Origin of the sequence: Azohydromonas australica DSM 1124 (genome assembly GCF_000430725.1) — a bacterium.
In the GTDB taxonomy this organism is placed as follows: Bacteria; Pseudomonadota; Gammaproteobacteria; order Burkholderiales; family Burkholderiaceae_C; genus Azohydromonas; species Azohydromonas australica.
This window is the reverse complement of the sequence record NZ_KE387206.1, coordinates 154,381-171,842: the sequence shown is the minus strand read 5'-3', so window position 1 is coordinate 171,842 and position 17,462 is coordinate 154,381. Positions and strand designations below refer to the sequence as shown.

General features: G+C 72.5%; 15 protein-coding genes. 5 read left to right on the top strand and 10 right to left on the bottom strand.

Annotated elements, in window-relative coordinates; genetic code table 11:
* Positions 1 to 12 precede the first annotated feature (12 nt).
* Entirely contained in the window at positions 13 to 1,050 is a 1,038-nt protein-coding gene (locus tag H537_RS0126630) for a DNA ligase (protein ID WP_238446811.1), read from the bottom strand.
* A gap of 161 nt (positions 1,051 to 1,211) precedes the next feature.
* On the opposite strand from H537_RS0126630, the gene H537_RS45680 reads away from it, so the two are divergent.
* Positions 1,212 to 3,068, top strand: coding sequence for a pseudouridine synthase (locus H537_RS45680; protein WP_064736051.1), 1,857 nt, complete (start codon positions 1,212 to 1,214; stop codon positions 3,066 to 3,068).
* A gap of 115 nt (positions 3,069 to 3,183) precedes the next feature.
* Here H537_RS45680 and H537_RS0126620 read toward each other — a convergent pair whose 3' ends face one another.
* The 4 genes from H537_RS0126620 to H537_RS49735 all read right to left on the bottom strand — a co-directional run bounded on the left by H537_RS0126620 (position 3,184) and on the right by H537_RS49735 (position 8,114).
* Entirely contained in the window at positions 3,184 to 3,528 is a 345-nt protein-coding gene (locus H537_RS0126620; RefSeq protein WP_029000293.1) for a hypothetical protein, read from the bottom strand.
* Between the two features lie 287 nt (positions 3,529 to 3,815).
* Positions 3,816 to 4,175, bottom strand: a complete 360-nt coding sequence (locus H537_RS45675) for a response regulator (RefSeq protein ID WP_051243292.1) — start codon at positions 4,173 to 4,175, stop codon at positions 3,816 to 3,818.
* Positions 4,176 to 4,187: 12 nt separating this feature from the next.
* Complete coding sequence (locus H537_RS45670) at positions 4,188 to 5,909, bottom strand: histidine kinase famiy protein (protein WP_051243291.1); 1,722 nt, start codon at positions 5,907 to 5,909, stop codon at positions 4,188 to 4,190.
* A 99-nt stretch (positions 5,910 to 6,008) separates the two neighbouring features.
* Positions 6,009 to 8,114 carry a PAS domain-containing sensor histidine kinase gene (locus H537_RS49735; RefSeq protein ID WP_029000292.1) on the bottom strand — a complete coding sequence of 702 codons (2,106 nt, stop codon included), beginning with the start codon at positions 8,112 to 8,114 and terminating at the stop codon, positions 6,009 to 6,011.
* 246 nt (positions 8,115 to 8,360) lie between these two features.
* Here H537_RS49735 and H537_RS0126600 point away from each other — a divergent pair, with 246 nt between their 5' ends.
* Entirely contained in the window at positions 8,361 to 9,605 is a 1,245-nt protein-coding gene (locus tag H537_RS0126600; protein ID WP_029000291.1) for a Bcr/CflA family efflux MFS transporter, read from the top strand.
* Positions 9,602 to 10,573, top strand: a complete 972-nt coding sequence (gene miaA, locus H537_RS0126595) for a tRNA (adenosine(37)-N6)-dimethylallyltransferase MiaA (protein WP_029000290.1) — start codon at positions 9,602 to 9,604, stop codon at positions 10,571 to 10,573. Before H537_RS0126600 ends, miaA begins: the two co-directional genes overlap by 4 nt.
* 114 nt (positions 10,574 to 10,687) lie before the next feature.
* On the opposite strand, the gene H537_RS0126590 is transcribed toward miaA, so the two are convergent.
* The 5 genes from H537_RS0126590 to H537_RS0126570 form a co-directional block, all read right to left on the bottom strand.
* A complete protein-coding gene (locus H537_RS0126590) occupies positions 10,688 to 11,263 on the bottom strand; it encodes a GNAT family N-acetyltransferase (protein WP_238446809.1) in 576 nt (191 codons plus the stop codon).
* A 240-nt stretch (positions 11,264 to 11,503) separates the two neighbouring features.
* Entirely contained in the window at positions 11,504 to 12,190 is a 687-nt protein-coding gene (locus H537_RS49730) for a lysozyme inhibitor LprI family protein (protein WP_156901954.1), read from the bottom strand.
* A 53-nt stretch (positions 12,191 to 12,243) separates the two neighbouring features.
* Positions 12,244 to 12,558: a chorismate mutase gene (locus tag H537_RS0126580; RefSeq protein ID WP_238446808.1), complete on the bottom strand. Its 315-nt coding sequence runs from the start codon at positions 12,556 to 12,558 to the stop codon at positions 12,244 to 12,246.
* Between the two features lie 121 nt (positions 12,559 to 12,679).
* The gene (locus H537_RS0126575; RefSeq protein WP_156901953.1) at positions 12,680 to 13,441 is read right to left on the bottom strand and encodes a hypothetical protein; all 762 of its coding nucleotides are present in this window, start codon (positions 13,439 to 13,441) and stop codon (positions 12,680 to 12,682) included.
* 150 nt (positions 13,442 to 13,591) lie between these two features.
* The gene (locus H537_RS0126570) at positions 13,592 to 14,095 is read right to left on the bottom strand and encodes a GNAT family N-acetyltransferase (RefSeq protein ID WP_029000286.1); all 504 of its coding nucleotides are present in this window, start codon (positions 14,093 to 14,095) and stop codon (positions 13,592 to 13,594) included.
* 125 nt (positions 14,096 to 14,220) lie between these two features.
* Between H537_RS0126570 and H537_RS0126565 the strand changes: the two genes are divergently transcribed.
* Both H537_RS0126565 and H537_RS0126560 read left to right on the top strand, forming a co-directional pair.
* On the top strand, positions 14,221 to 14,874 hold the full coding sequence (locus tag H537_RS0126565; RefSeq protein ID WP_029000285.1) for an ABC transporter ATP-binding protein: 654 nt from the start codon (positions 14,221 to 14,223) through the stop codon (positions 14,872 to 14,874).
* Positions 14,875 to 14,959: 85 nt separating this feature from the next.
* A complete protein-coding gene (locus H537_RS0126560; protein ID WP_029000284.1) occupies positions 14,960 to 17,458 on the top strand; it encodes an FtsX-like permease family protein in 2,499 nt (832 codons plus the stop codon).
* The last annotated feature ends 4 nt before the right edge of the window (positions 17,459 to 17,462 follow it).

Sequence of the window (17,462 nt, the reverse complement as noted above, 5' to 3'; positions counted from 1 at the left end):
CGCGGCGCCGTGTCAGAGGCCCGGCTCCACCCTCATGAAGCTCGCAAAGCGCGGCAGTCCCGTCGCGCTCCAGCCGCGGTGGCGGTAGCTCACCACGCTGCCCAGCGGCGGCGGGTCGCGACGCAAGGCGTCGCTGAAGCCGCTGCCCAGCAGGAACTCGCGCCCGCCGGGCAGGCGCAGCCGCAGCGCCACCAGCAGGCCCTGCATCCGGCCCTCGCTGCCGAAGCGCCGGTCCACGACCACGCCTTCGGCGTCCTGCTGCGGCTTGAGCTTGAGCAGCAGCTCGCTGCGGCCGGTGACGTAGGGCGCGTCGGCGCGGTGCAGCATCAGCCCCTCGCCGCCGGCGGCCAGCACCTGCTGCAGGCGGCGCTGCAGCGCGGCGCGGTCGGCCACGCGCTCCTGCGCCACCGCCTGCAGCGCGGGCGCGTCCAGGCGCGCCACCAACTCGGCCAGCGCCTGCGCGCGCGCCTCGAAGGGCCCCGGCGCGCCCGGCAGCTCGAAGACCTGATAGCGGATGCCGGCCCAGTCCGCCTCGCTCGCGCCCCGGCGCTTGGCCAGGCCCGCGAGCTCGCTGAAGCGCCCGCGCGCCAGCCACAGCTCGCCGTCCAGCGCCTGCGGCGGCAGCCGGCGCAGGAAGGCGACCGGCGCGGGCACCGCCGCGCCGCTGCGAAAGCGCAGCCGCTGCCCGTCCCACAGCGCGCGCACGCCGTCGAATTTCTCGCTCACCAGGTAGCCGGTGGGGTCGACGTCAGCCGGAGCCTCGCGCGCCAGCAGCAGCGCCGGGGGCTCATGCGGTGCGGGCGCTTTGGTTGCAGGCACAACGTCTTGCGCCGCCTCGTCCGGCGTGGCCCGGGCCACCTCGCCCAGCGCCCAGGCCGGCAGCGCCAGCAGCAGGTGGCGGCGCGTGAGCGATAGGGCCGATGCACTGGAGGCGCAAGGCCCGCTGGCGGCGCCGTCGCCGACTCGGCCTGTCCGGCCAGTGCCCGGGCGGACCGGGTCGTCCGCCGCTGCGTGCTGATCCCAACTGCCGGTGTGCTGCATGTTGTCCATGGCCATCTCCCGCGTCGTGGTGCGCAGCAGCATAGGAAGCGGTGGGCGGGCGCGGGCGTGGGCGGAACCCGAACTTCCAACCCGCGCACTACTGCCGCCCGCCCCTGTCGGCAGCAGCCGCTTCGGGCGATGCGCCGGTGGCGGCATGGTCCAATCCCGGAATGAGTGAAAGACCCAAGATTGGATTGAAGGCCGGCGCCAAGGGGCGCGACCCGCGTCGCGCCAACGTGCGACCCACCGCCCGCAAGGCCGGCCCGCCGCCCACCGCGGCCGAGCGCGCGGCGCGCGCGGAACAACGCAGTGCCGGTGACCGCCCCGGCTCGAATGACCGCCGCGAAGGCCCCGCCCGCGACCCGCGCCGCGAGGAACGCGGCGGCTTCGGCGACCGCCCCCGCCGCGACGACCGCGGCAGCAGCTTCGGCGACCGTCCCCGCCACGCCGGCCCCGGCGGCCGTGACGACCGTCCCCGTCGCGAGGAGCGCGGCGGCTTCGGCGATCGGCCTCCCCGCCGCGACGATCGGGGCGGCTTCGGTGACCGCCCTCGCTACGAAGATCGGGGCGGCTTCGGCGACCGCCCCCGCCACGCCGGCCCCGGTGGCCGTGACGACCGCCCGCGCCGCGAGGAGCGCGGTGGCTTCGGCGATCGGCCCCGCCATGAAGACCGCGGCGGCTTTGGTGACCGCCCCCGCCACGCCGGCCCCGGCGGCCGTGACGACCGCCCGCGCCGCGAGGAACGCGGTGGCTTCGGCGATCGGCCCCGCCATGAAGATCGTGGTGGCTTCGGCGACCGCCCCCGCCACGCCGGCCCCGGCGGGCGTGACGAGCGCCCGCGCCACGAGGAGCGCGGTGGCTTCGGCGACCGGCCTCCCCGCCGCGAAGACCGTGGCGGCTTCGGCGACCGCCCCCGCCACGCCGGCCCCGGCGAGCGCGACGACCGCCCGCGCCGCGAGGAACGCGGCGGTTTCGGCGACCGGCCTCCCCGCCGTGACGACCGTCCCGCTTTCGGTGACCGGCCTCAGCGCGAGGAGCGCGGCGGCTTTGGCGACCGGCCCCGCTTCGGCGGCCCGGCGGGCCGCGACGAGCGTCCCCAGCGCGGCGACCGCCCGGGCTTCGGCGAGCGGCCCCGCCGCGACGAGCGCCCGGCCTTCGACCGCCGCAGTCCCGCTCCCGGCCAGCCGGTGCGGCAAAGGCTGCCCGAGGCCGGGCTGAACGACAGAGCGGCCCGGGTCGAGGCGGATGACGAGGTGCGGGGTCCGGCCGCCGAGGCCGAGGTGGCGGCACAGGGCGTGCGCCTGTCCAAGCACCTGTCGGAACAGGGCGTGGTGTCGCGCCGCGAGGCCGACGACTGGATCGAGGCCGGCTGGGTGAAGGTGGACGGCAAGATGGCCGTGCTGGGCCAGCGCCTGCTGCCGGGCCAGGTGGTGGACATCGACCCCATCGCCCGCGAATCGCAGGCCAAGCGCGTGACCATCCTGCTGCACAAGCCCATCGGCTATGTCAGCGGCCAGGCCGAGGACGGCTACGAGCCCGCGTCGGTGCTGGTCACGGCCGACAACCACTGGGGCGAAGACCCGGCGCGCATCCGCTTCCATCCCGGCCACGCGCGCCACCTGGCGCCCGCGGGACGGCTGGACATCGACTCCACCGGGCTGCTGGTGCTCACGCAGGACGGGCGCGTCGCCAAGCAGCTCATCGGCGACGAGACGCGCGTGGAGAAGGAATACCTGGTGCGGGTGGAGTACATGCACCCGGGCCGCCTGCCCGAGCGCGACCTGGAGCTGCTGCGCCACGGCCTGGAGCTTGACGGCAAGCCGCTCAAGCCCGCGCAGGTGAGCTGGCAGAACGAGGACCAGCTGCGCGTCGTGCTGCGCGAGGGCCGCAAGCGCCAGATCCGCCGCATGTGCGAGGCCGTGGGCCTCAAGGTCGTGGGCCTCAAGCGCGTGCGCATCGGCTCCGTGGTTCTGGGCAAGCTGCCCCCGGGGCAGTGGCGCTACCTGGGCGAGTTCGAGAAGTTCTGAAGAGGTCCGGGGTGCTGGCCGCAGGGTGATGCGGCGGCCCCCTACGTCGCCACGCCCGCCTGCGCGGGCATGGCGAGGGCGGAACGCGCACAGCGTCCGCCTTCGGGAGTGCGCGTCAGCCGCGGTCGGCGCGCGCGGGGCGCATACCGCGGTCGGTGTGCACGTCCACCGCGCCGTTGGCATTGCGGCCGACGTCCACGTCCACGCCCGGCACGCCGCGGGCAGTCTCGTTGCGGGCCGGCGCCGGCTCGTTGGCGTTGTTCTTGTTGACGTTCACGTCGATGGCGCCGTCAGCGTTCTTGCCCACGTCCACGTCCACGCCCGGCACGCCCCGGTTCTTCTCGGCCTGGGCGGCCGAGGTACCGGTACCGACGTTGGACTGGTCTGCGGCCTGCACGGCGCCGGCCAGGGCCAGCAGTGAGACGGCGGCAGCGGCAAGAGTATTGCGGATGACGTTCATGTAGTGCTCCTCTAAGACAACGGGTCTTGGATCACCACCGGGAGCCGACCGTGCCGGCTGCGGGCGACTCCCGGGGCTTGCACCTTAGTGGCAAGGGCTGTGCCCACGAGGCCCGGCACGGGCCGCAAGGCTGCGGGGACCGGCGTGCCCAGCCCGCCATCCACCAGCCGCGGTGCGCAGGTCCAGACCGTTGCGTCGGAAACCAACCGGCGCAAGACACCAAGCGCGGAAGGGATGTTCCGGCAACGCGCCGGAACGAAGGCTCGGAAGAGGATGGACCGCCGCGGCTACGCCGCGCGGCCCTGGAGCATCTCGCCCACGCGCTGGTTCAGCAGCGCGAGGTTGACCGGCTTGACGAAGAAGCTCGTGTTGCCGGGCACCAGCGGCTCGTCGCCCGCGTAGCCCGACATCATGATGATGGGCAGCTCGGCGCGGCGCTGGCGCAGCTGCAGCACCAGCTCGCGCCCGCCCATGCCCGGCATCCTCAGGTCGGTGATGACGAGGTCCGCCGGATCGGCCTCCTCCAGCGCCAGCGCTGCGGCGCCATGCTCGGCCACGCTGACGCGGTAGCCCAGGCTCTCGAAGTAGTACTGGAACACCGTCGTCACATCGACCAGGTCGTCGACGATCAGGATGTGCTGACTCATGGATGGCAACCTTCAGCCTTCATGCAGTGAACCGGCCGGTGCCCGGGAGGAGGACGCGGCGCCGGCGCGCTTGAGCGCCGCGCGCACCTGCTCCAGCAGCTCGGCACGCCGGTAGGGTTTGGTCAGGACGGGATCGCGCGTGGCGCCCTCGCCCAGCAGTTCTTCCGCGTAGCCCGTGCTCAGCAGCACCGGCAGGCCCGGCAGCCGCTCGCGCAGCCGCGCGGCCAGCACCAGGCCGTTCATGCCGCCGGGCATCATCACGTCGGTGAAGAGCAGGTCCACGGGGCCGTGGCGCTGCAGCAGCTCCAGCGCCGCCTCGCCGCTGGCGGCGCACAGCACGCGGTAGCCCTGCTCGCGCAGCACCTGCTCGGTCATGAGGCGCACGTCCTCGCTGTCCTCGACCAGCAGGATCGTGCCCGTCGCGCCTTGCGCTTCCCGCGCGTCCTGCGCGTCGGCCGGCGGCGCGGGCCGCTGCGCCTCCGCGGGAAAGATCATGCGCACCGTGGTGCCGCGCCCGGGCTCGCTGTCGATCTCCAGCCGCCCGCGCGACTGCTGCACGAAGCCGTGCACCATGGCCAGGCCCAGCCCGGTGCCGGCCTGCCGCGTGGTGAAGAAGGGCTCCGTGGCGCGGTGCGCCACGTCGGCGGGCATGCCCTGCCCTTCGTCGATGACGCACAGCACCACGTAGCGGCCCGGCGGCAGCTGGTGCGCGCTCGCGCGCGCGGCCTCGTCCAGCAGCGAGGTGCCTACCGTGACGCGGCCGCCTTCGGGCATGGCATCGCGCGCGTTGATGAGCACGTTGAGCAGCGCCATCTCCAGGTGCGTGGGATCGAGCGTGCACGGGGGCAGGCCCGGCTTGAGGTCCAGCCGCAGGTCCACCTGCTCGCCCAGCGTGCGCACCAGCATCTCGCTGAACTCCGTCACCAGCGCGTTGAGGCTCACGCGCCGCGGCTCCAGCCGCTGCTTGCGGGCGAAGGCCAGCAGTTGCTGCGTCAACTGTCCGCCCCTCTCGGCGGCGCGCTGCGCGTGCCGCACGCTGCGCAGCGCGACATCGTCGTCCTCCAGGCGCTGCTCCACGAGCTCGAGGTTGCCCGTGACCACCTGCAGCAGGTTGTTGAAGTCGTGCGCCAGCCCCGCGGTGAGCTGCCCGATGGCCTCCATCTTCTGCGCCTGGCGGAAGGCCTGCTCCGAGCTGTGCCGGCGCGTGATGTCCATCTGCGAGGCGAAGAAGTACAGCAGCTCGCCTTGCGGATCGAAGACGGGGCCGATGAACAGCGCGTTCCAGAACGGGCGGCCGTCGGCCTTGTAGTTGAGGATGTCCACCGCCACCGCGCGCTGCTCGGCCAGGGCCGTGCGCACCTCCTCCACCGTCTCCGGGTCGGTGCGCGGCCCCTGCAGGAAGCGGCAGTTGCGCCCCAGCACTTCGTGCTCCTCGTAGCCGGTGAGGTCCAGGAAGGCGCGGTTGACAAAGACGACGGGGTTGTCGGACTGCTTGGGGTCGGTGATGACCATGGGCATGCGCGTCATCTCGATGACGGCGAAGAACACGCTGCTGCGCTCGTCCAGCCCCGGATGCGTGATGGCGCTGGCCTGCCAGTGGTGCACGCCCGGGTAGCTCAGCGGGTTGAAGGCGTTGCCCTCCAGCTCGCCGGCGGCGGGCACCCCGGCGCTGGCGCCGTCGCCCGCCACGCCCAGCGGCTTGCCCCCCTCCTCGCGCTTGCTGCCCATCGTCATCGCTGCTCCCTGTGCGGGCCGCAGGTCGCGGGCCGCCTTGGGAACGTGATTGCAAGCGCGGTGCCCGGGGCCGGGCCGGGGCGGACGCGGCCCGCCATGTCAGGCCGGGCCCTGCGCATCGAGCACGGGCAGCGCGAGCGTGACGCTGAAGGTGCTGCCCCGCCCCGGCGTGCTCTCCAGCGCCAGCGCGCCGCCCATCATGTCCACCAGCCGGCGCACGATGGACAGGCCCAATCCTGTGCCGCCGAAGCGCCGCGTGGTGGAGCTGTCGGCCTGCATGAAGGGCTCGAAGATGCGCGCGCGCTGGTCGGCCTGCACGCCGATGCCCGTGTCCGCCACGTCGAAGCGCAGCGTCGCCCGGCCGGCCTCGCGCGCGACGACGGCCACCCGCAGCTCCACGTGGCCCGCCGGCGTGAACTTCACGGCGTTGCCCAGCAGGTTCAGCAGCACCTGCTTGATCCGCAGCGGGTCGCCCTGCAGCACCGCGGGCAGCCCTTCGGGCAGCTCCAGCCGCAGCGGCAGGCCCTTGGCCGTGGCCTGCGGCTCCACCATCGCACGCAGCGCCTGCAGCAGCGGCGCCAGCTCGAAGGGCACGGACTCCAGGTGCATCTCGCCGGCCTCGATGCGCGAGAGGTCCAGCACGTCGTTGGTCAGCGCCAGCAGCTGCTCGCCGGCCTGCTGGATGTGGCCGACGAAGCGCTGCGCCTCCTGCGGCAGCGTCATGCGCGCCATGAGCTGGCTCAGCCCGATGACGGCATTGAGCGGGGTGCGGATCTCGTGGCTCATGTGCGCCAGGAAGGCGCTCTTGGCGCGGCTGGCGGCCTCGGCCTGCGTGGTGCGTAGGCGCAGCCGCTCCTCCAGCGACTTGCGCTCCGACAGGTCCGTCAGCACGCCCAGGAAGCCCTTGGGCTCGCCGCGCCCGTCGTGCAGCACGCTCAGGCTCAGCATCACCGGCACGCGCGTGCCGTCGGCGCGCACGCAGGTCCACTCCTGGCCCGCCTCGGCCGCCGCCCCGCGCGGCTCCACCGTGCGCGCGCGCGGCCACAGCACGCGCCGGATGTCCGCCGGCAGCAGCCGCCCGCGCTTGCGCAGCTCGTGCGCATCGACGAAGTCCAGCACCCGCCGCCCCAGCGCCTGCGCCACCGGCAGGCGCAGCAGCGCCTCGGCGGCCGGGTTGATGGTGGTGATGCGCCAGCCCAGGTCGGTGGCGATGATGGCGCTGGCGGCGCTGTCCAGCACCGTGCGCATCTCGCGCGTGCGCTGCTGCATGCGCTGCTCCAGCAGCTCGCGCGCGGTGTGCTGCTCGTGCACGTCGGTGGCCACGCAGAACCAGCGCAGCACCTCGCCCTGGCTCAGCGGCTCCACGCGCACCAAGTGCCAGCGGTGGGCGCCGTCGTGGCGGCGGATGCGCAGCTCGTGCACGAAGGGCTTGCCGGTGTTGCGCGCGTGGCGCCAGTGCGCGCGCGCCACCGGCCGGTCGTCCGGGTGCAGCGCCTGCACCCAGCCCGCGCCCAGCGCCTCGTCGTCAGCCTGGCCCGTGTACTCGCGCCAGCGCCGGTTGAACCAGTCGGCATGGCCGTCGGGGCTGCAGCGCCACAGCAGGTCGGGCACCGACTCGGCCACGGCCTGGAAGCGCACCTGGCTGTCGCGCAGCGCCGCGCGCACGGCCACCACGTCCAGCGTGGAGCCGCGCCGGCGTTCCACCAGTGCCGTCCCCGGCAGCTCGGCCATGCCCGGGCCGTCGCCCGCACCCCACGTCGCCGGCGTGCCGGGCAGCACCGTCACGCACAGCCCCGTCACCACGCCCGACTCGTCGCGCAAGGCGCTGCAGCACCAGACCGGGCTGCCCGGCGCGGCCTCGTCCGGCCCGGCCGCGGGCTGCACGCCCATCACGGGCTGGCCGGTGGACAGCACCCGCTCCACCGCCGGGCCCAACCGCTCCCACTCCCGCGCCCAGCACGCGCGCGCCGGCAATCCCAGCGCCACCGGATGCCGCGTCCCGAGCAGCGCCAGCGCCGCGTCGTTGTGGAACTGCAGCAGCTCCGGCCCCCACCAGACCAGTCCTGGCAGCGGCGAGGCCAGGCACAGGTCGATGGCCGTGCGCAGGCTCTGGGGCCAGGACGCGCTCGGCCCCAGCGACGTGCCGCTCCAGGCGCGCTCGCGCAGCAACGCCGCGACCGCGCCCTGCTGGGCGGGCCACGGCATCGGGCAGGCGCGTGTCGAAGGTCCGTCGGCGCTGGAAGAGGTCATGAAAGGGCCGGGCGTGCTGCCGCGCGGGGCGCCAGCGACCGGTTGCCCGAGGGAAGTGGTCAAGGTGGGAACCGTGAGGAAGGAAGCGACGTGGGAGCAATCCCCGGGCCTTGCCTGGGGCAGCGGGCGTTAATTCTTAACACCGTGACGCATTTTGCTCCCCCGTTCGGGGGTACCGCGCGTGGCTGATACGCTCGCCCGATGCCCGTTCCACCCGTTTCGCCGCCGGCCGCATCGCGGCCGGCCGTTTCTTCCGGCGTCGTTGCCCTTGCTCTGGCGCTGCTGCTGGGGCTGCAGCCCGTCACCACGGACCTGTACCTGCCCGCGCTGCCGCGCCTGACGCGCGCCTTCGGCGCCACGACGGCGCAGAGCCAGCTCACGATGTCGGCGCTGATCCTGGCCTTCGGCATCGGCCAGCTGTTCTGGGGCCCGGTGGCTGACCGTTTCGGCCGGCGCCCGGTGCTGCTGCTGAGCCTGGCGCTCTACACGCTGGCCAGCGCCGGCGGCGCGGCGGCGCCGGCCATCGAGTGGCTGATCCTGTGGCGCACGCTGCAGGGCGCGGCGCTGGCGGCGGTGGTGGTGTGCGCGCGCGCCATGGTGCGCGACCTGTACGAGCCGCACGAGGGCGCGCACGTGATGTCCAAGGGCATGTCGGGGCTGGGCCTGATCGCCATCAGCTCGCCGATGCTGGGCGGCGCGCTGGCCGTGGCGCTGGGCTGGCGCGCGCCGCTGGGCGCAGTGGCGGCCATCGGCGCCCTCGCGCTGGCCTTCGTGGCGCTGCGGCTGCCGGAGTCGCTGGCGCAGCGCAACCCGCACGCGCTGCGGCTGGGCCCGCTGGCGGCCTCGGTGCGCGAGGTGCTGGCGCACCGCACCTTCCGCGCCTGGTCGGCGCTGGTGGCCAGCACCTACGGCGGGCTGTTCGCGATCCTGGCGCTGTCCTCCTTCGTCTACATCGAGGTGCTGGGCCTGACGCCGGGCCAGTACGGCATCGCGCTGGCCTCGGGCTCGGTGGCGTACCTGCTGGGCACCTTCTTCTGCCGACGCTGGCTGCTGCGCCACGGGCTGGACGGCGCGGTGCGCCGCGGCGCGGGCTTCAGCCTGGCGGGCGGCCTGTCGATGGCGGCGCTGGCGCTGGCCGGCGTACAGGAGGTGTGGGCGGTGCTGCTGCCGCAGTGGCTCTACAGCTTCGGCCACGGCATCCACCAGCCCTGCGGGCAGGCCGGCGCGGTGGGGCCCTTCCCGCGCAGCGCGGGCGTGGCCGCGGCGCTCAACGGCTTCGTGCTGGCCGCCACCGCCTTCGCGGTGGGCCTGTGGGTGGGCCACGCCATGAACGGCACCACGCGGCCGCTGGGCCTGGTGGTGGGGCTGTTCGGCATCGTCACCGCCACGGTGGGCTGGACGCTGGTGCAGCGCCACGGCGTGCTGCCGCGCCCGCGCACGGCATGACGGAGGCGGCCCGGATGAGCTTCGACATTCCCTGGATCGCCCTGGCCGGCCCCACGGCCAGCGGCAAGACCGCGCTGGCCCTGGCGCTGGCCGAGCGGCTGGCGCAGCCGGTGGAGATCGTCAGCGTGGACTCCGCGCTGGTGTACCGCGGCATGGACATCGGCACCGCCAAGCCGACGGCGGACGAGCGCGCGCGGGTGCCGCACCACCTGATCGACCTGATCGAGCCCACGCAGGCCTACTCGGCCGCGCAGTTCGTGGCCGACGCCGAAGGCGCCATGGCCGGCATCCGCGCGCGCGGCGCGCTGCCGCTGCTGGTGGGCGGGACGATGCTGTATTTCAAGGCGCTGATCGACGGCCTGGACGCGATGCCGGCCTCGGTGCCCGAGGTGCGCGCAGCCATCGAGGCCGACGCGGCGGTGCGGGGCTGGGCGGCGCTGCACGCGGAGCTGGCGCAGGTCGATCCGGTGACGGCCAAGCGCCTGGCGCCGCTGGACGCGCAGCGCATCTCGCGCGCGCTGGAGGTGTGGCGCGTCAGCGGCCAGCCGATCTCGGCCTTCCACCGCGAGCGCGAGGCGCAGGCGCCGGCGGGCCCGTTCCTGTCACTGGAGCCGGACTCGCGCGCCTGGCTGCACGGGCGCATCAACCAGCGCTTCGACCTGATGCTGGACGCGGGCCTGGTGGAGGAAGTGCAGCGCCTGCGCGCGCGCGGCGACCTGCAGCTGGAGATGCCCTCGATGCGCTGCGTGGGCTACCGCCAGGTGTGGGAAGCGCTGGACGCGGGCCTGTCGGGTGCCGCGCTGCGCGCGCGCGTGAAAGAGACAGGTAGCGCCGCGACGCGGCAGCTGGCCAAGCGCCAGATCACCTGGCTGCGCGGCATGCCCTGGCGCCTGGGCGTGACGTGCGACGCGCCGGACCCGCTGGCGCTGCTGCTGCAGCGGTTGCGGGAGAAAGTGCCGGCGCTTTAGAAACCCCGTTCGGGCTGAGCCTGTCGAAGCCCCCGGCACAGCTGGCCAACAGGCCCTTCGACGCGCTCAGGGCGAACGGTGAATTTCATTGGGAATGGAACGCCTTCAACCTCGCTACAGCTCCAGCGCATAGAACCTGTCGTCCAGCCCCATGACCGGGAAACTCGGCGGCAATTCCTGGCGGCCGATTTGCTTGAAGCCGTTCTTTTCGTAGAAACGGTGCACGGCCGGGTATTTGGACGAAGTACCCAGGAAAACCCCGCGCAGGCCACGCTCGCGGCACCAGGCCAGCAGTTTCTTGAGCAGCCCGCCGGACACGCCCAATTCGGGGCCGCGGTAGGCGCGGGTCACGAACATCTTGCGCAGCGCGCCCTGCTGCTGGCCGATGTCCTGCAGCGCCACCGTCCCCACCACCCGTTCCTTGTCCAGCGCCACCCAGAAATTGCCGTTGTCCTTCTGGTAGTAGCGCGGAATGTCCATCAGGTCCGGCTGCGCCTCCAGTGAAATGGGAATGCTCAGCTCGGACTGCTGGATGGGCAGGATGACCGAGGCGACGTCGTTTCGGTACTTCGGATCGAACGGGCCGATTTCGATGGTATCGACCGGCTCGCCGAAGGAACCCTTGTCCGGCAAATTGGGATAAGTGCCCAGGCGCCGCCAAAAGGCCACCAGCTCGGTGGTGGGCAGCAAGGCCGAGTGGGAATGTGAGGCCGGCGGAGAAGGAGGTGCCTCTATCTCAGCCCCGCGCGATCGGGTTGAAACTCCAGTCCAGCCACATCGAATTTTTCAAGGTCATTCTCGGTTCTGTTTTATTGGAATCGACGGACCGGCTCGGTCCCTCCCCACCGTCTTTTCGGCTGCGACACCGTGAACAACCCGGACTTTCTTCGTGACATCCGTCACGGAATCACCGAAAGCTGCCGCCAGGCTTCAGTCCTTGCACCGCTTCACGTTCAGGCGTGCGCGCGGGAACGCAGCCCCGCCGATGCTGGCCCGCATGCCGCAGAACTGCTGGCGGCAGCGGTCGCCCTCGTCCAGCAGCTCGACATAGCCTTGGTGGAAGCTGATGGACAGCTTGCACTCCGGCTGCCCGCTGACCATTTCCATGGTTTCGCGGTATTCGTAGGCTGAACCCTTCGCTTTTCGCGCCACGCCTTCCATCTCGCAGCTGTGGGCGTTGGAGCCGAACAGGGTGAACTTGAATTCCAGCTCCGAGCCGGATTTCCGCTTCAACGCCAAGCAATCCCACATGTCCACCGGCTCGTCCCTTTGCGTGTCCGGGTTGTGGATGAAGCTGGGACGGCGCGTGCCGTACACGCCGGCCACGTTCGCGGGCTCGGGATCGGCGTCATTCCAGGTGGACAGGAATTTCAGCCGCGCGTTGTAGCTGTCGGCCAGGCAGGCGGCGTCCTTGCACTGGTCGCGCTCCCGCATCCAGCCGAGCTGGTCGGTCTTGAGGGCCGCTGCATCGGTTTGAGCGGTGAGCTGCTTGTAGCGCCGGCTCAATTCCTCATCCAGCGCGGAAAGGCTGTCGGTTCGGCAGATCAGCAGGTCGGTGCGGGTCTTGGCCTTGGCGCAATCGAAGCTGGCGGCCTGGGCCGGGGGCATGGCCGCCATCAGCAAAGCGCCGCAAAGGGCCGCCAGACGGGGGCGGAATACCGGGAGCTTCATCACCGCGCCCCCGCTTCATTCGCCAGCGCCGCGTGCTCCCGCAACTCGGCGTCGATGAAGCCGGAAATCATGGCCCTGTAAACCTGCTCGGCCACGGCCGGATTCGCGCCCAGCTCGTCCGACAGCGCCCGCACCTTGGCGATCACCTGTTCCACCCGCTGCGGCGCCTTCACGTCATCGGTGCTTTTCTTGAATTTCGCCGCCTGATTCACGTAGCCGCCGCGCTCGGCCAGCAGGCTGACGATCTGGCGATCGAGGCGGTCTATATGGCTTCGCACTTGTTCAAGCGAGGTGCAGGGTTCCACGGGATTCACGGTATGTCCTCTTCGTCGTTCTTGTTCAGGCAAGGCACCGGGGTGGGCCGGCAAAGACGCCTTGGCGTGAGCCTCCGCGGTCACGCCGGCGCCATGGCGGCCGCACGTCCAACAGTGCGCGTCAACGGGTGTTCAGCGTCTTCACGGCCTCGGCCGACGCGTTCTTGACGAAGCCCAGGATGGCTTCCCGGACCGGTGCAAGCTCGGCTTCGGTCAGGTTCGAGAAGTTCGCAGGCTCCTTGGACGGCAGCGACCGGGTGGGCGTCTTGAGCACGGCCCGCATGGATTCGGCCTTCGCGGTGTCGGCCAGCGGGTCCAGCACGAACACGTTCCAGTCATAAGCGGCCACGGCGGTGTAGCGGGTCAGGTTGAAGATGGAGCGCGTGTACAGCCCGGTGGCGCCCACGTAGCGCGCGTTGCAGGGACCGCCGTAGCACTCCAGGTCGGCCTGCACCGGTCCTTCCTTGAGCACCATCACCGCCTTGAGCCGCCACTGCTGCCGCAGTCGACGCACGGCCTCTTCCTTGCCCGGCGCCGCTTGCCATGCGCCATTGCCCGGCTGGACGAGCCCGGACACGTCGGCCAGGGACAGGCCCTCCTTGCGCAGGTCCACCATCTCCAGGCCCGCGCCCTGGATGCTCTGCTGCAGCGTGCGCGTGAGTTCCGCGTTCAGCTTCCAGTCGTAGGGATAGGCCTTGGTGAAGTTGTTGAACACCGTGGAGCCTATGTGCGTGTGCGTGGGCGTGTTGCCGGCCTCGACCCACACGCCGACCCGTTCCCCGCGCGCGGATTCGATCTTGGGCATCGGCGTTGTCGAGATGGAAGCGCAACCGGCCGTCAACAGGGTTGCGCTCAGCAGCACGGCGGAGAAACGGAATTTCATGAAACTTCTCGGTCGAATTGGAACGCAAGCCCACCGGGAACGAGATCCGGCGAGCACACGTTTCGTTTTCGGCTGCCCGCAAAGATTTTCGCCCCAGGCCGCGTGAAATATTTCAAGAAGCCAGCAGCCAGGACTGCCGTCCGCAAGGCGTCATGCGCCGGCCGGCGCCTGCAACGCCAGGGCATAGAACCGCGTATCGACGCTCATCACCGGAAAGCCAAGCGGCAACCGCCCGGGCTCGACGCGAGTGAAACCCTGTTTCTCGTAAAAACGATGGGCGGCCAGGAATTTGTCGGTGGTGCCCAGGAAAACCTCGCGGATATCCCGCTCCCGCCCCCAGGCCAGCAGCGTGCCGAGCAGCGCCTGGGCCACGCCATGCGCCTTGCCGCGGTGCGAGGCCGCCACGAACATCTTGCGCAAGGCGCCCTGCTGTTGGCCGATGTCCAGCAGCGCGACGGTGCCGACGATTTCACCGCCTTCGGTTTCCGCCACCCAGAAATTGCCGTGGCCGCGCTGGTAGAAGCCTGGAATGTCCTGCAGGTCCGGCTGGGCTTCCAGCGTGATGGGAATGCCGAATTCGGCCTGCTGGATCGGCACGATGACGCTCACGACGCCGGCGGCGTGCGCTGGGGCGAAAGGCAGGATCCGGATCACGGAAAATCTCCAGGAAGTTGGCTCAGCAGCCGCGGTTGCCATTGTTTTCACGCAGTATGCGGCCCGGCTCGGGCGCCCCTCTTGCCCAGCCGCCCCATTCCAATCGTGAATTCCGTCACGAACCCATGCTTCAAATCCGCTCCCTCGAAAAACGCTACGCCGACAGCCCCGTCTTCACCGGCGTGGACCTGCAAGCCCGTCCCGGCGAATTCATCGCCATCCTGGGCGAGTCCGGCGTGGGCAAATCGACCCTGCTCAACTGCATCGCCGGACTGGACGAGGCCGACGCCGGCAGCGTCACGCTCGACGGCGTGCAGGTGTTCCAGCTGGGCGAGGAGCAGCGCGCGCGCTGGCGGCGCGAGAAGCTGGGCTTCGTGTTCCAGGCCTTTCACGTGCTGCCGCACCTGAGCGTGAGCCAGAACGTCGCCCTGCCCCTGCTGCTGCTCCAGCGCCCCGACCCCGCGCGCGTGAAGCACATGCTGGCCGTCGTGGGCCTGGAGGGCTTCGACGAGCGGCTGCCGCGCACGCTCTCCGGCGGGCAGCTGCAGCGCGTGGCCATCGCCCGCGCGCTGGTGCACCGCCCTGCGCTGCTGCTGGCCGACGAGCCCACCGGCAATCTGGACCCGGCCACCGCCGAACGCGTGCTCACGCTGCTGCTGGACCAGGCCCGCGCCGAAGGGGCGATCTGCCTGCTGGTCACGCACTCGCAGACGGCCGCCGCGCGCGCCGACCGCGCCCTGCACCTCACCGCCACCGGCTTCGAGCCCCTGCCGGCATGAGCGCCCCCGCACGGCCGCTCCGAAGGGGGCGATCCGTCCCGCTCGGCGGGACCGCGCGCAGCGCGAGGGGGCACCAGTGAGCGGCGTGCTTCTCCTGCTGCGCCAGCTCGTCCTGCCCGAGTGGCGGCACCACCCGTGGCGGGTGGCGGTGGCAGTGCTGTCAGTGGCGCTGGGCGTGGCCCTGGCCTTCTCCGTCCAGCTGATCAACCGCTCGGCGCTGGACGAGTTCTCCAACGCCGCGCGCGCCGCCGCCGGCGAGCCCGACCTCAGCCTGCGCGCCGCCGCGCAGGGCAGCCTGGACGACGCCTGGTTCGAGCGCGTGGCGCTGTCCCCGCTGGTGCAGGCCGCCAGCCCGGTGCTGGAAGTGGACGCCGCGGCGCTGAACGCCGCCGGCGAGCGCGTGAGCCTGAAGCTGCTGGGCGTGGACGCGCTGCGCGTCGCGCCCCTGGCCGCGGCGCTGTTCCCGGTGCCCATGAAGGGCGCCGCGCTCACCGCCTTCCTGGAGCCCGACGCCGTCTTCCTCAACCCCGCCGCGCTGCAGAAGCTGAACCTCCAGCCCGGCGGCACGCTCACGCTGCAGCAGGGGCTACAGCGGCTGCAGTTGCGCGTGCTCGGCACGGTGACCGCGGGCGGCGCGCCGCTGGCGGTCATGGACGTCGCGGCGGCGCAGGCGCGCTTCGCGCCCGCGAAGCTCTCGCGCGTGGACATCCGCCTGGCCGCCGGCGCCGATGCACGCGCGCTGCGCGAGGCACTGGCGCTGCCCCCGGCCCTGCTGCTGGCCGAGCCGCGCACGGCGGCCCAGCGCGTGTCGGACCTCTCGCGCGCCTACCGCGTCAACCTCACGGTGCTGGCGCTGGTGGCGCTGTTCGTGGGCGGCTTCCTGGTGTTCTCGGTGCTGGCGCTGTCCGTCGCCCAGCGCACGCCGCAGCTCGCGCTGCTGGGGGTGCTGGGCCTGTCGGCAATGCAACGGCGGCGGCTGGTGCTGGCCGAGTCCGCCGCCATCGGGCTGCTGGGCAGCGCGCTCGGCCTGGTGCTGGGCACGGGGCTGGCCGCGCTGGCGCTGCGCTGGCTCGCCGGCGACCTGGGCGGCGGCTACTTCCCGGGCATCGCGCCGCGGCTGCAGTTCTCGCCCGGCGCGGCGCTGGTCTTCGGCGCGCTGGGCGTGGTCGCGGCCCTGGCCGGCGGCTGGTGGCCGGCGAAGCTGGCGCAGCAGCTGGCGCCCGCGCAGGCGCTCAAGGGCTTGGGGGGCGCCACGCCCCCCGCCCCGGCCTGGCGCGCGCCGGCGCTGCTGGCGCTGGGCGGGCTGGCGGCGCTGGGACCGCCGGTGATGGGCCTGCCGCTGCCGGCCTACGTGTCGGTGGCGCTGCTGCTGCTGGGCGGCATCGCCTGCGTGCCGGCGGCGGTGGCGCTGCTGCTGGCGCGGCTGCAACCCCGCTCGGCCCTGCCGCTGCTGGCCGTGCAGCGCGCCCGCCACGAGCAGCACGCGGCCAGCGTCGCCATGGCCGGCGTGGTGTCCAGCTTGAGCCTGGCCGTGGCGCTGACGGTGATGGTCGCGAGCTTCCGCAACGGCGTGGCCGAGTGGCTGGACGCGGTGCTGCCCGCCGACCTCTATGTGCGCAGCGGCACCCAGGGCCAGGGCGACACCGCCTACCTGCCGCCCGCCTTCGTGCGCGAGGCCGCGCGCGTGGAAGGCGTGGCGCGCGCCGAGGGGCTGCGCGTGCGCCCGCTGCAGCTCGATCCGGCCAAGCCGGCGGTGAGCCTGGTGGCGCGCCCGCTGCGCGACCCGGCGCGCGACTTACCCTTGCTTGGCCGCACCCTGCCCCGGGATGGCGACCTGCCCGGCGTCTACGTCAGCGAGGCGATGGTGGACCTCTACGGCGCCCGCCCCGGCACCACGCTGCAGCTGCCGTTGGCCGGCGAGCAGCCCGTGACGGTGCGGGTGCTGGGCGTTTGGCGCGACTACGCGCGGCAGTTCGGCGCCGTGGCGCTCGACCTGCAGGCCTACCGCCGGCTATCGGGCGACGAGCGCGTCAACGACCTGGCGCTGTGGCTGGCGCCGGACGCGGCGCCGGACACGGTGCAGCAGCGGCTGCGCGCGCTCGCGCCCGAGGCCGGGCTGCTGGAATTCGCCTCGCCCGGCGAGATACGGCGCGTCTCGCTGGGCATCTTCGACCGCAGCTTCGCCGTCACCTACTACCTGCAGGCCGTGGCCATCGGCATCGGGCTGTTCGGCATCGCCGCCAGCTTCTCGGCACAGGTGATGGCGCGCCGGCGCGAGTTCGGGCTGCTGGCGCACCTGGGTTTCACGCGGCGCCAGATTGTCGGCGTGGTCGGCGGCGAAGGCGCGGCCTGGACCGCCGCCGGCGCCCTCGTCGGCCTGGGCCTGGGGCTGCTGATCAGCGTGGTGCTGGTCAAGGTCGTCAACCCGCAGAGCTTCCACTGGACCATGGAGCTGCTGCTGCCCTGGGGCCGCCTGGCGGCGCTGTGCGCCGCGGTGGTGCTGGCCGGCACCCTCACCGCCGCCTTCAGCGCCCGCGCCGCGGCCGGACGCGACGCCGTGCTGGCCGTGAAGGAAGACTGGTGAAGCC

Coding starts and splice junctions, on each gene's coding strand:
- H537_RS0126630 (WP_238446811.1), bottom strand. CDS start 1,050: ATGGACAACATGCAGCACACCGGCAGTTGGGATCAGCACGCAGCGGCG.
- H537_RS45680 (WP_064736051.1), top strand. CDS start 1,212: ATGAGTGAAAGACCCAAGATTGGATTGAAGGCCGGCGCCAAGGGGCGC.
- H537_RS0126620 (WP_029000293.1), bottom strand. CDS start 3,528: ATGAACGTCATCCGCAATACTCTTGCCGCTGCCGCCGTCTCACTGCTG.
- H537_RS45675 (WP_051243292.1), bottom strand. CDS start 4,175: ATGAGTCAGCACATCCTGATCGTCGACGACCTGGTCGATGTGACGACG.
- H537_RS45670 (WP_051243291.1), bottom strand. CDS start 5,909: ATGACGATGGGCAGCAAGCGCGAGGAGGGGGGCAAGCCGCTGGGCGTG.
- H537_RS49735 (WP_029000292.1), bottom strand. CDS start 8,114: ATGCCGTGGCCCGCCCAGCAGGGCGCGGTCGCGGCGTTGCTGCGCGAG.
- H537_RS0126600 (WP_029000291.1), top strand. CDS start 8,361: ATGCCCGTTCCACCCGTTTCGCCGCCGGCCGCATCGCGGCCGGCCGTT.
- miaA (WP_029000290.1), top strand. CDS start 9,602: ATGACGGAGGCGGCCCGGATGAGCTTCGACATTCCCTGGATCGCCCTG.
- H537_RS49730 (WP_156901954.1), bottom strand. CDS start 12,190: ATGGCGGCCATGCCCCCGGCCCAGGCCGCCAGCTTCGATTGCGCCAAG.
- H537_RS0126575 (WP_156901953.1), bottom strand. CDS start 13,441: ATGAAATTCCGTTTCTCCGCCGTGCTGCTGAGCGCAACCCTGTTGACG.
- H537_RS0126565 (WP_029000285.1), top strand. CDS start 14,221: ATGCTTCAAATCCGCTCCCTCGAAAAACGCTACGCCGACAGCCCCGTC.